This window comes from uncultured Maricaulis sp. (genome assembly GCF_905480005.1).
In the GTDB taxonomy this organism is placed as follows: Bacteria; Pseudomonadota; Alphaproteobacteria; order Caulobacterales; family Maricaulaceae; genus Maricaulis.
Genome location: NZ_CAJQOO010000037.1, coordinates 1 through 12,127, shown reverse-complemented (window position 1 = coordinate 12,127; position 12,127 = coordinate 1). Strand labels below are relative to the sequence as shown.

Below are 12,127 nucleotides of genomic sequence, written 5' to 3'. Positions count from 1 at the left end.
TGGTGCCGGCTGAGGGACTCGAACCCCCGACCCCCTGATTACAAATCAGGTGCTCTACCAGCTGAGCTAAGCCGGCATCCAGAAACGGTCTGATACGCGGGCGCGGCGGGCGCGACAAGTGTTTGCTGCAATTGCGCCCGCCTCAATGTCGGTTGGGCTGGTCAGTCCTTGACCGCGACCTTGTCCAGGGCGGTCAGGATGAGGGCCATGACGACAAAGCCGACCAGGTTGTGTGCGGCGTCCAGCACCAGAAGCATGATGGGTTGCAGGGCATAGACGATGTCATAGGCCATGGTTGTGACCACAAAGCCGGCCCACAGGAAGAGCGCCCATTTGACCGCAGGCGTCATGCCGTCCGCCTTGAGCGCTTTCAGCGCATAACCGAGGAAGCCGGCAAATATGATCGACAGCGCGAAGCCGGCTGCCATGGCCGGGCCGGCCACGGCCTCGGCCGCCGCCAGGTCGGCATCGGTGAAGCCCCAAAGACCGATCCACAACTCGGCGAAAAGGAGCCCATAGAAAACAAATCCAACCATCCACAACGCAAACCCGGCCACCAGGACGGCAAGCGGGTTCAATCCGAATATTCGCGGCATTTCCTGTTTCCTCCCCCATGCAGGGCTTGTATGTCTCGCCCTGCGAGGCGATGTCCCCGGGACTCGCCTTTCACGCGAAGACTTTACTCCGAAATCCGCGCAAGAGAAGAATTCCGATTATGGCCCGTATACTGATCACCAGCGCTCTGCCCTATATCAATGGCGTCAAGCATTTGGGAAATCTCGCCGGGTCGATGTTGCCGGCCGATGTCTATGCCCGTTTCCAGCGTCTGCGCGGGCATGATGTTCTGTATATCTGCGCCACGGATGAGCACGGTACGCCGGCTGAGCTGGCGGCCGATACCGCCGGCATGGATGTGCGCGCCTATTGCGACGAGCAGCATGACATCCAGAAGCGCGCCGGCGACGGTTTCTCGCTGAGCTATGATTATTTCGGCCGCACCTCGAATGCGCCGAGCATCCGCCTGACCCAGCATTTTGCCGAGGTGCTCGAGCAGAAGGGTCTGATCAAGGAGCGCGTCGAGGAACAGGTCTTCTCGATTGATGATGATCGTTTCCTGCCGGACCGTTATGTCGAGGGGACGTGCCCGCATTGCGGTTTCGAGCGCGCGCGCGGCGACCAGTGCGATAATTGCGGACGCCTGCTCGAGCCGACCGATCTGAAAGAGCCGTATTCGAAGATTTCCGGCTCGAAGAATCTGGAAGTGCGCGAGACCAAGCATCTCCATCTGGTGCAGACCCAGATGGAGACCCGGATCCGCGACTGGGTCGATGCGTCCACCGAATGGCCGAGCCTGGCCAAGTCGATTGCCTATAAATGGCTCGATGAGGGTCTGCGCGACCGCTCCATCACGCGCGATCTGAAATGGGGTGTGCCGGTCGCCCATGAGGGCACGCCGCGCCCGGGCTTCGAGACCAAGGTCTTCTATGTCTGGTTTGATGCCCCGATAGGCTATATCGGCGCCACGGCCGAATGGGCCGAAGCCGGGGGCGGGGATTGGGAGAGCTGGTGGCGCACCGACAAGGGCGCTGATGACGTCACCTATGTCCAGTTCATGGGCAAGGATAATGTGGCCTTCCACACGGTCTCCTTCCCGGCCACCATCCTGGGCTCGGAAGAGCCGTGGAAGACGGTCGACAAGCTGAAGGCCTTCAACTGGCTGACCTGGTATGGCGGCAAGTTCTCGACCTCGGAACAGCGCGGCGTCTTCATGGACCAGGCGCTGGACATCCTGCCCGGCGATTACTGGCGCTGGTATCTGACGGCGAATGCGCCGGAGGGCTCGGACGCAGCCTTCACCTGGGAACATTTCCAGGGTCTGGTCAATTCCGACCTGGCCAATGTCCTGGGCAATTTCGTCAACCGGATCACCAAATACACGGTCTCGAAATTTGAGGGCCAGCTGCCATCGACCGGCGCCGCGGGCGAGGCGGAAGCCTGGATCGCCCAGGAGCTGGAGACGCGTCTGCCGGCGGTTATCGCCAATATGGAAGCGATGGAATTCCGCAAGGCGGCGTCGGAAGTGCGCGCCATCTGGGCGGCCGGCAATGAGTATCTCACCCGGGCCGAGCCCTGGGTGAAGTATAAGAGTGATGTCGATGCCGCCGCGATCGGTGTGCGGACGGGTCTCAACCTGGTCGCCCTGTTCGGCATTCTGGCCCAGCCCTTCATTCCCGAAGCGGCAAAGAAAATCCTCGACGCGGTCGGTGTGCCGGAAGATCGGCGCAGCTGGGATTTCGATGGTCCGGCCAGCGATCTGCTCGACGCGCTGCCGCATGGCCTCGCCATCACCCCGCCGGACGTGCTCTTCGCCAAGATCGAGGATGCGCAGCTGGCCGAATGGTCGGAGCGTTTTGGCGGGGCGCCGGACGCCTAGTTTGAGCCGCGGCCTCGCGCCAGGCAGAGATATTCATGGATATCTTGCCGGGGCCCACTGGCTGACAAAACAAGAATGGGGGGATGGGCGCCGAGCTGCCCGTCAATGACGCAATGAAGCTTCTCACTGCGGCGTTTGCCGCGTCTGTGATAGCGGGCACAGCGCTCGCCCAGTCCGACCCGGACTGGCGCCCTGTCGATCCGGACGACCTCCTGTTGATCGATGTGGAAGACGGCACCATCGCCATTGAACTGGCCGACTGGATTGCGCCCGACCATGCGGACCGCATGCGACAGGCCGCCTCCGACGGCTTCTTTGACGGGCGCAGTTTCTACCGCGTGATCGACGGTTTCGTGGCCCAGGGCGGGCGCGGGGAAGAGGCCGACTCGATCGAGCTGCCGCAATACCCGCCCCTGGCCGGCGAGTTCACGGTAGCGGCGGACAGCGTGACCTTCACGCCGATGATTGACGAGGATCTCTATGCAGCGACAGCCGGTCATGTCGACGGCTTTCCCTCGGCCAGGAATGAGGCCGGGACCGAAATCTGGCCGATCCATTGTCCCGGGACCGTCGCCATGGCGCGCGATACTGATCCCGATAGCGGCGATGTGGAATTCTATATCGTGCTTGGCCATGGCCCGCGTCATCTCGACCGGATCATGTCCGTCTTCGGCCGGGTAATTGACGGGATGGAGCATGTCCAGGCGTTGCGACGCGGGGACCCGTCGGTGAATTCCGGCGTGATCGCCGACCCGCTCGCTCGTGACACCATTGTGTCAGCACGCATGGCCTCGGCCCTTCCCGAAGCGGAGCGACCGGCCTATGAGGTCATGCGCACGGACTCAGAGGCCTTCAACGCGGCCAAGGCGGCCCGTCGCAACCGCACACACGACTTCTTCTTTGAAACCCCGCCACCGGTGATCGAGGCCTGTCACATGCCTGCTCCGGTGCGCCTCGCCGAATAATTGCCGAATGACCGAGACCCCTATCGACTACGCCCCGCTCGACATTGTCGGAATCGCCATGGATTGCGACGGGCTGGAGGCGCTGACCCCGCCGCTTCAATTCGCCGCCGCGTCGAATGACCCGTGGATGGTCAATGCCGGCATTCTGGCGATCGGCCATGCCGCACGGCGTTTCAAGGCTTATCCGGGGCCTTTGAAGGATGCGCTTTGGGCGCGGATCCATGACTTCCCCCAGGCCGAACAATTGCGCCCGGCCTGCCTCGCTGCCCAAGATGATATCCGTCACTTCAAGGCCAAGGCGGTCTGAGGCTTTGCTGACGGGGCTCAGCCCCAGTCGCGCCGACTCATCCAGATGATGGCGAGCGTGAAGACGATCAGTCCGCCAAGACCGCCCATCATCACGGCCAGCTCACCGCGACTGCCTTCGCTGGCAAGGACATTCACCGGCATGAGCCAGGGGAAGTAGAGCCCCTGTTCGGCACTGGCCGCGGCGACGGCGACGAAAGTCCCGCCAATCCCGATCGAGACCGGGGCGGCAAAGCTGCGAAAGCGCATGGCGAGAGTCCACTGGATCGCCATGACCAGCAGGCCGGCGATGAACATCTTGCCATAGAGCTGCAAGGCGAGGCCCGGGTCGAACTGGCCGGCCATCTCGAGGTCGTCACCAAATTGCAGGCCGACCGGCACGCTGGCCCAGCCCGCAAGCGCGACCGCAAAGCTGACCACCGCCATCAGGCCGAGTGTGACCAGGACTTTCGCCGCGAAGACCTGCCAGCGAGGAACCGGCAGGGCGAGCGTGTGTGACCAGGTATTCGGTCCATGTTCCAGTTGGGCAATGAGGGCGGTGATCCCGATCACGCTCATTGGCAGGAGGAAGAAGGCCCAGATGGCGGACCCGGCCATGGTCTGCATCGTCCATTCTTCCGGTCCGTTGCCGCTGGCGACGATGAGAACGCCCAGGGCAAAGACCATGACCGGCGGGGTGGCGGCGACCAGCAGAACGAGAGAGCGCCGCAGTTTCAGCGCTTCGGCGATCAGTGCGTTGATCATGCGGCATCCTCCGGCTGGGCGGTGAGGGTCATGAAGGTGGTTTCCAGATCCGCGCGCTCCAGACGCAACTCGCTGACCGCGCATCCGGCCGCGTGCAGGGCGGCGTTGAGTGCGGCGGCGCGCTCTGTCGTCAGCGCGTCAGCATCGGCGAGGGTGAAGCGGTCGCCTTCACGGATCGCATTTGCGAAACCGGCCCCGGCGATCACCGCTGCGGCATTATCGGCCGGACTGGCCTCCACGATCAGGCGCGGCGTCTGCTGCCGCGAGAGATCATCCAGCGATCCGTCGAACAAAACCCGACCGTGTTGAAGCAGGCCGACATGGGTGGCGATCTGCTCGACTTCGGAGAGGAGGTGGCTGGACATGAAAATCGTCGCGCCGGTGCGGGTCGGCAAATCACGGATCAAGGCGCGCATGTCGCGGATCCCGGCCGGGTCGAGCCCATTGGTCGGCTCGTCGAGGATGAGGAGACGTGGTTCGGCGAGCAGGGCGCGGGCCAGACCCATGCGCTGTTTCATGCCGAGCGAATAATGCCCCACCCGCCGTTTCGCGGCATCGCGCATGTCGACCAGTTCCAGCGCCCTGTCGATCTGGGCCGGTCGGGCTCCGATCAGGCGGCGGGTGACATCGAGATTTTCGCGGCCGGTGAGATTGGGGAAGAGCGCGGGTGTTTCGATGACCGCACCGACACTGGCGAGGGCCTTGCGGCGGTTTCGCTTCAGATCATGGCCGCCGATCGCAACCCGCCCGGATTGCGGTGTGAGCAGTCCCATGGCGCAGCGGATCGCGGTGGTCTTGCCGGCGCCATTGGGCCCGAGAAAGCCGTAAATGGCGCCGGACGGGATGGCGAGGTCGACCCCGTCGAGCGCGGTCAGCTTGCCATATCGCAGGGTTACGCCCTGCAGGGTGAGAACGGTTTCAGTCATGTCGCCAATAGGGCGCCGGTGCAGCGCTGCTGGCAAGAATGCGGCGCGGTGATCCGAGCGGGATTGTGGGAAAGCCGGTCCCTCCCGTCTTTCACGGAGCGGAAGCGTTGACCTTTGCCTGCGAGCTGGGTCGAATGGCGGCAACTCAATGAGGGGAAGTTTGATCATGAAACGCCATCTGATGTCGGCCGCCGCGGCCTTCACGCTTGCTCTGGCTGCCCAGCCGACCGCATTCGCCCTGCAGGAGGCGGCTGACGAGGACGCGCTTCGCACAGCGATCACCGCCGATTATGACGGTTATCTGGAAGAGCTTTACCAGCACTTCCACGCCCACCCGGAACTCTCCCACCAGGAATTCGAGACCGCGGCCCGTCTGGCGGCCGAGCTCGAGGCACTTGGCTTCGAGGTCACCGAAGGAATTGGCGGGACCGGCATCGTGGCGGTGATGGAAAATGGCGAGGGGCCGACCCTCATGCTGCGGGCGGACATGGACGGCCTTCCGGTCCCGGAACAGACCGGCCTGTCATACGCCTCGACCGATACCGATGTTGACCATCGCGGGGTCGAGAACCCGGTCATGCATGCCTGCGCCCACGATACACACATGACCGCTCTGGTCGGTGCGGCCCGGCAATTGGTCGAACGCACTGATGAATGGTCCGGCACGCTGGTCCTGATCGGTCAGCCGGCCGAGGAGCTGGGCGAGGGCGCCGTGGCGATGATCGAGGACGGGCTCTTCGAGCGTTTCCCGCTGCCGGACTTCAACATTTCCTTCCATACTTTCTCGGCCATTCCGACCGGCACCATCACCTATGTTCCCGGCTATGCGATGGCCAATGTTGATTCGGTCGACATCTATGTTCAGGGCCGCGGTGGCCATGGTGCCTATCCGGACACCACCAAGGACCCGATCTATCTCGCGTCCCAGATCGTCGTGTCGCTGCAATCGCTCGTGTCGCGCGAAGTCTCGCCGCTGGAGCCAGCTGTTGTGACAGTCGGTGCCTTCAATGCCGGCACCAAGCACAACATCATCTCCGACAATGCGCATCTCCAGCTGACGGTTCGCTCCTATACTGATGATGTGCGCGCCCAGCTCCTCAGCGGCATCCAGCGGATCGCCGCCAACCAGGCAGCCTCCTACGGCCTGACGCCGGAAGAATATCCGCGCGTCGAGATCGAGGAGACCTATACGCCGGCTCTGTACAACAATCCGGAACTGGCAGCCCGCGCGGTAGACGCCATGCGGGACCGGTTCGGGGCTGATAATGTGGTCGAGGCCTCGCCGGTCATGGGCGGTGAGGACTACTCGCAATATCATCGCACCGAGCACAATATCCCGACCTTCATGTTCTGGGTCGGCGGCACCACCCAGGAAACCCTGGACGATTATACCGCCCGCGGCCTGGTGCCGCCGTCCAACCACTCGCCCTTCTTCGCACCGGATGACCCGCGTGGCTCGATCACCCAGGCAACCGAGGCGATGACCGCGGTGGCGCTTGATATTCTGGACGCCGGCGCCGAGTAGGGCTGTGGTCGACAGCACACGTCGCGCCTTTACCGGCGCCAGCTGGGAAAGCCAGGTCGGGTATTGCCGTGCCATTCGGCGCGGCAATCTCGCCTGGGTGACCGGTACGGTGTCGCTGGACGCTGAGGGGCAGCCCTTCGCCGTCGGCGATCCTGAGGGGCAGGCGCGTCGCTGTCTCGAAATCATCGATGCGGCCCTGACAGAATTGGGCGGTTCGATCCGGGATGTCGTGCGAACCCGCATGTTCGTGACCGATATTGACCATTGGGACGCGTTCGGCCGGGCTCATGCTGCGGTCTTCGCCGACCATCCCCCCACCACCAGCATGATCGAGATTTCGCGCTTCATCGGTCCGGACTTCCTGATCGAGATCGAGGCCGATGCCTGTTTCGAAGACGACTGACCACGCCGCGCAATGGAGACGCCGATGACCGATCTCACCCTCTATTTCTGCCCGCGTACCCGCAGCTTTCACGCGCTGTGGATGCTCGAGGAGATCGGCGAGCCCTACGATCTGCGTGTGGTCAATATCCGTGATGATATCCAGTCCGAGGCCTATGGCGCGGTCAATCCGATGCGCAAGGTTCCGGCGCTCGAAGTGGACGGTGAGCTGATCACGGAGAGCCCGGCCATCTGCGCCTGGCTGGCCGACCGCTTTCCCGGGAAGGGCCTGGCCCCTGCCGTCGATGCGCCGGGGCGGGGCAGCTATCTGCGCTGGCTCTTCTTTGCCGGGTCGGCCATGGAGCCGGCCTTCATCGACAAGGCGATGTCGCGTGAAACGCCGCGCCAGACAGCCGGCTGGGGTGATCTCGCGACCGTCAAGGCCAGCCTGGTCCGGGCGCTGGACGGCCAGGAATACCTTGTCGGAGACCAGTTCACGGCTGCCGATCTCATGGTCGGTTCGACGCTGAACTTCATGATGAATTTCAAACTGCTCGAGCGGGCCGAGCCGTTCGCAGCCTATGTCGACCGCCTGGTCGCACGCCCGGCCTTCAAGCGCGCCATGGCGCGTGAGACCGAATTGGCGGGGTGAGGGGTTTGCGCCGTCGATCAGTGACGGCTAGGGTCGCGCGACTTTTTGGAGAGGGCGTTTCATGTCTTTGATTCCGGCTGATAATCATCTGGCCGTCATGGCCAGCCTGTTCGCCATTGCGGCGGCAGGCTTCCTGATCGAGAAAACCCGGATCGGGGCTTTGCTCACCGGGGCCGTATGGGCCATTTTCCTGGCCATCATAGCGTCCAATATCGGGCTGATCCCCTCATCGGCGGCGGCCTATGACTTTGTCTGGACCTATTTCGTCCCGGTCCTGATTCCGCTCTTCCTCATGAAAGCGGACCTCAAGAAAATCTTCTTCGAGACGACGCGCATGGCGGGCGCTTTCATGCTGGCGGCTGTGGCAACCGTGGCCGGTGCCCTGATCGCCTTCTCGCTCATCGATATCGGCGATTATGCAGCCGGGACGGAAGCGGCGGCGCTGGGGAGCCGGCAAGCGGCAGCAGTTGGCGCCTTCACGGCGACCTATATCGGTGGATCCGTCAATTACGGGGCCCTGATGGCCTCGACCGGGCTGGGCGAAGCTGACCCGAGCTGGGCCTCCGCCATGACGGCTGTCGACAATCTCTATTCCGGCTTCTTCCTGGCTTTGCTCGCGCTGATGCCCGGTTGGACCTGGCTGGCCAAGCGCTTCAATCCGATCGACCATAGCCAGGGTGAGGCCGAGGTCGAAGAGGAGCGCCCGATAACCGCTGCCTCCCTGTGCCTGTCCGCAGCCTATGCCTTGATCATTGTCGCAATCGGGACCGCACTTGCAGACCAGCTCGACGCGATCTGGGACGATGCCGGGCGCAAATGGAAATTCGCGATCATCTCTGTGCTCGCCTTGATCCCGGCGACCGCCTTCCCGCAGACGATTGGCCGCCTGCGCGGTGGCTATGAGATGGGCATCGCGCTCAGCTTTGTCTTCTTCGCCATGATTGCCGCCGGTGCGGATGTGGTGTCCCTGCTGCAGCAAGCACCGGTCCTGCTGGTGCTGATCGGTATCATGCTGTCGGTCCATGCCGTGATCCTGTTCGGCGTGGGCAGCCTGGTCCGCTTGTCCCTGCCCGAATTGATCACGGCGTCCAATGCCGCGATTCTCGGGGCGACAACGGCGCCGGCGCTCGCCGCCGCGAAGGGCTGGAAAGATCTGGTTACGCCCGGCGTACTCGTCGGCGTGTTGGGCTATGCGATCGGAACGCCGATCGCGACCCTGGTTTTCGAACTCTGGCCCGGCTGAGCGTCCGTCTCGTCCATGCCCTGACCGCGGATTACGTCACTGTCATCTCTCGGACAGTGAGGCGCAGGGGCGTGACCGACATTATTGTCCGGCGCTTTGCATCCGATTTGCCGTCGGCGTGCATCCGGGGGATAGATCGCAAAAGGGACGACCGATGAAAAAGACAATTCTTCTTGCAACCAGCGCCGCCGCGATGGTCGGCATGGCGCTTGTGTCGATGTCCGCCGGGGCCGCCCAGTTGAGTGGTGCCGCCCAGAGCTATTCCGGTGATCGACTGGAAATCGAGAATTTCGTGGGACGGATCGAAATCCGGACTGGCAGCTCGGACAGCATTTCGGTCGCGATGACCAATGCGGGCGGCCATGTCGAGGATCCGAGCGTTTCCGACAGCGGTTCGACGGTTCGCATTGATGGCGGGCTCAGCCTGCGCCGGACCAATTGCAACACCCGCAATGACACGATGACGATCGGCCTCAATGGCGGCCGGCGCCACAATATCGACGAGTATCCGAGCCTGGTCATCACCGCACCGGCCTCGCTGGCGCTCGAGCTGAGCGACAGCGCCTTCATGGGGTCGGCGGGCGATATGCGCACGGTCGATATCAATATGAGCAGCTGTGGCAGTTTCGACCTCGGCGATATTGCCGAGGATGCCCGTATCCGCATCAGCGGCTCCGGCGACATCAATGCCGGCACGATTGGCGGCGAAGCCGCGATCAGCATCAATGGCTCCGGCGACATTGTGACCCGCGCCATTGCCCGCAATGCCGACGTCTCGATCAATGGCTCCGGTGATGTCGTCACCGGCGATGTCGGCGGCGATGCTGATGTGAATATCAATGGATCGGGCGATATCGAGTTTGGCCGTGTGGCCGGCCTGTCCGTCGGCGTGTCCGGCTCCGGCGATGTGGAAGCCGCGAGCATGGATGGCGCGTTCCATTCGCGCATTTCCGGTTCCGGTGACATCGCGGTTCATGGCGGCCGGGCTCAGCCCTTCGAGGCCTCAATCAGCGGTTCCGGCGATATTGCCTTTGGTGGAACGGCTGTCGATGTGGTCGTGCGCGAGAATGGCGGCGGTGACGTTTCCATCTCCGAGATCGAGGGCAGTGTGAACTGGACCCGCAATGGCCGTACCGTGCTGCGCGTTGGCGACGTCCACTAGGACGAATTGAGATCCCTCCGTCCCCCCAAAGGTCGGATCACGCAGATGGCGTCTCGTCTTTGACGGGGCGCCATTTTGCTGCCTCGTAGAGCGCGATGGCGGCGGCGTTGGAAACATTCAGGCTCTCCACCTCGCCCGTCATCGGGATGCGCACCAGCTGGTCACAGGCTTCGGCGACACGCGGGCGCAGACCCTTGTCCTCTGACCCCATGACCAGCACCAGGCCCGGGCCCCAACCCTTGCCGTCAGGCGCGGCCAGCGCCGGTGCCAGATCGAGTTCAGCCTCGCCGGCCAGACCCAGTACATGTCGGCCCGCCTTGCGGAAATCCAGCAGGGTATCGGCGATGTTGGTGACACGGACATGGGCCACACGCTCGGCAGCGCCAACCGCGCTTTTGCAGACCGTACCGAAAAGCGGCGGTGCCTTGCGGTCCTGCATGACGACCGCGCGAATCCCGAAGGCTGCGGCCGAGCGCAGCACGGCGCCGACATTGTGCGGGTCGGTAATCTGGTCGAGGACGAGCAGGGCGCCGTGGGTCGGATCAATGACGCCATTCACCGATTCCGGTGGCAGGGCGCGGGCGAGGGCGGCAAACCCCTGATGGACCGCACCGTCGGGCAGGGCGTGGTCAATCGCGCGTGGCTCGACCTGCTGGTGGTCGGTGCCGTCGGGCAGCTCGCGCGCGGCATTGCGGGTGACCTTCAGTTCGAGGATTTCACGACGCTTGTTGGCGACTGCAGCGAGCACGGCATGGCGGCCCCAGATCCAGCCTGAATCACCTGTGCCAGAAGGCTTGGAGCGGCGGCTGTAATCGGTCCGTTTGGATGTATTGCGCATGGGAGTCTTCGTCACTATAGTCCGCGCTCCTGTTTTGGGGCGGTCACCTGATTTGCCGAGGCATAACATGCCTCTCCGCAAGCTGAGACTGTTTCTTGCAGGACACATGAAGGCCGGTTAAGCCGCGGCCTGAATGCACCCTGTGGAGGGGTGGCCGAGTGGTTAAAGGCAGCAGACTGTAAATCTGCCCGCATAGCGTACGCTGGTTCGAATCCAGCCCCCTCCACCATTTCCCACAATGCGCTTTCGCGTCCGCTCAATCGCTCCTCGCTAAAGCTGCGGGCGGGCAGTCGCCCTTGCGAACCCCGCGGGTTCGAAGATGCGGCTTCCAGCACCTCCACCGATCGCCCTGCGGGGGGGGGGGTGATCTCACGGCAATTCCCCCGGATTTGATCCGGGGTCACGGCTCCGATGGGGCGGCCTGACCGGCCGGCGCGCAGTCGCGCTTGCGGCCCTGCGGGCCGGGTCTGTATGGGTCGGCAAACGGCGTCACGCTGACCGCGTTGCAGCAAATACAGCAACTCACCCCTCGACTGGGGAAATCTGAGCCGCTAAATGACGGGTTCTGGTGCGGGTATAGCACAATGGTAGTGCAGCAGCCTTCCAAGCTGAGGATGCCGGTTCGATCCCGACTACCCGCTCCATACTTTCTCTGACATGACCGGTAGGTTCTGACATTCGGCGGTGCCGCGGGGCGGGCATAGGCGCTTGGGGCTTGCCTTCTTTAGCGAGCGACGCTATCCCGCGCCGGTCTGACGGGTATGGTCTGTCCGTATCCAATGAAATCAACACATCCAAGTCTATAGCCCATCTTCTCGATCAAGATCGGCGTTCAAGAGGAAAGACCATGGCGAAGGAAAAGTTTGAGCGCACCAAGCCGCATGCGAACATCGGCACGATTGGTCACGTTGACCACGGCAAGACGACGCTGACGGCTGCGATCACGATGGT

13 protein-coding genes and 3 tRNA genes are annotated in these 12,127 nt (G+C 63.2%); 11 read left to right on the top strand and 5 right to left on the bottom strand.

Annotated elements, in window-relative coordinates:
• A tRNA-Thr gene (locus QZ266_RS04590) sits at positions 1-76 on the bottom strand.
• Between the two features lie 85 nt (positions 77-161).
• Complete coding sequence (locus QZ266_RS04585) at positions 162-596, bottom strand: DUF1761 domain-containing protein (protein WP_295692016.1); 435 nt, start codon at positions 594-596, stop codon at positions 162-164.
• A gap of 119 nt (positions 597-715) precedes the next feature.
• Here QZ266_RS04585 and metG point away from each other — a divergent pair, with 119 nt between their 5' ends.
• The 3 genes from metG to QZ266_RS04570 all read left to right on the top strand — a co-directional run bounded on the left by metG (position 716) and on the right by QZ266_RS04570 (position 3,706).
• Positions 716-2,434, top strand: coding sequence for a methionine--tRNA ligase (gene metG, locus QZ266_RS04580; RefSeq protein ID WP_295692015.1), 1,719 nt, complete (start codon positions 716-718; stop codon positions 2,432-2,434).
• An 83-nt stretch (positions 2,435-2,517) separates the two neighbouring features.
• Positions 2,518-3,399, top strand: coding sequence for a peptidylprolyl isomerase (locus QZ266_RS04575; RefSeq protein ID WP_295692013.1), 882 nt, complete (start codon positions 2,518-2,520; stop codon positions 3,397-3,399).
• Between the two features lie 7 nt (positions 3,400-3,406).
• On the top strand, positions 3,407-3,706 hold the full coding sequence (locus tag QZ266_RS04570; RefSeq protein ID WP_295692012.1) for a hypothetical protein: 300 nt from the start codon (positions 3,407-3,409) through the stop codon (positions 3,704-3,706).
• A gap of 17 nt (positions 3,707-3,723) precedes the next feature.
• Here the strand turns inward: QZ266_RS04570 and QZ266_RS04565 are convergent, their stop codons facing one another.
• Positions 3,724-4,449 (bottom strand): ABC transporter permease, encoded by a 726-nt coding sequence (locus QZ266_RS04565; RefSeq protein ID WP_295692010.1) that lies wholly within the window; start codon positions 4,447-4,449, stop codon positions 3,724-3,726.
• Positions 4,446-5,375, bottom strand: coding sequence for an ABC transporter ATP-binding protein (locus tag QZ266_RS04560; RefSeq protein ID WP_295692008.1), 930 nt, complete (start codon positions 5,373-5,375; stop codon positions 4,446-4,448). The genes QZ266_RS04565 and QZ266_RS04560 overlap by 4 nt, the downstream gene beginning before the upstream one ends.
• A gap of 166 nt (positions 5,376-5,541) precedes the next feature.
• Between QZ266_RS04560 and QZ266_RS04555 the strand changes: the two genes are divergently transcribed.
• The 5 genes from QZ266_RS04555 to QZ266_RS04535 all read left to right on the top strand — a co-directional run bounded on the left by QZ266_RS04555 (position 5,542) and on the right by QZ266_RS04535 (position 10,338).
• On the top strand, positions 5,542-6,900 hold the full coding sequence (locus QZ266_RS04555) for a M20 family metallopeptidase (protein WP_295692006.1): 1,359 nt from the start codon (positions 5,542-5,544) through the stop codon (positions 6,898-6,900).
• 4 nt (positions 6,901-6,904) lie between these two features.
• The gene (locus tag QZ266_RS04550) at positions 6,905-7,303 is read left to right on the top strand and encodes a RidA family protein (protein WP_295692005.1); all 399 of its coding nucleotides are present in this window, start codon (positions 6,905-6,907) and stop codon (positions 7,301-7,303) included.
• 24 nt (positions 7,304-7,327) lie between these two features.
• A complete protein-coding gene (locus tag QZ266_RS04545) occupies positions 7,328-7,933 on the top strand; it encodes a glutathione S-transferase family protein (protein WP_295692003.1) in 606 nt (201 codons plus the stop codon).
• A 61-nt stretch (positions 7,934-7,994) separates the two neighbouring features.
• Entirely contained in the window at positions 7,995-9,176 is a 1,182-nt protein-coding gene (locus QZ266_RS04540) for a DUF819 family protein (protein ID WP_295692001.1), read from the top strand.
• Positions 9,177-9,330: 154 nt separating this feature from the next.
• Positions 9,331-10,338, top strand: a complete 1,008-nt coding sequence (locus tag QZ266_RS04535) for a DUF2807 domain-containing protein (RefSeq protein WP_295691999.1) — start codon at positions 9,331-9,333, stop codon at positions 10,336-10,338.
• Positions 10,339-10,375: 37 nt separating this feature from the next.
• Here the strand turns inward: QZ266_RS04535 and rlmB are convergent, their stop codons facing one another.
• The gene (gene rlmB, locus QZ266_RS04530) at positions 10,376-11,176 is read right to left on the bottom strand and encodes a 23S rRNA (guanosine(2251)-2'-O)-methyltransferase RlmB (RefSeq protein WP_295691998.1); all 801 of its coding nucleotides are present in this window, start codon (positions 11,174-11,176) and stop codon (positions 10,376-10,378) included.
• A gap of 144 nt (positions 11,177-11,320) precedes the next feature.
• Between rlmB and QZ266_RS04525 the strand changes: the two genes are divergently transcribed.
• From QZ266_RS04525 to QZ266_RS04515, 3 genes are all read left to right on the top strand, one after another.
• Positions 11,321-11,405 (top strand) — tRNA-Tyr (locus QZ266_RS04525).
• 341 nt (positions 11,406-11,746) lie between these two features.
• Positions 11,747-11,820, top strand: a tRNA-Gly gene (locus QZ266_RS04520).
• A gap of 203 nt (positions 11,821-12,023) precedes the next feature.
• On the top strand, positions 12,024-12,127 hold a 104-nt coding region (locus QZ266_RS04515; protein ID WP_295692017.1), incomplete at its 3' end, for a GTP-binding protein.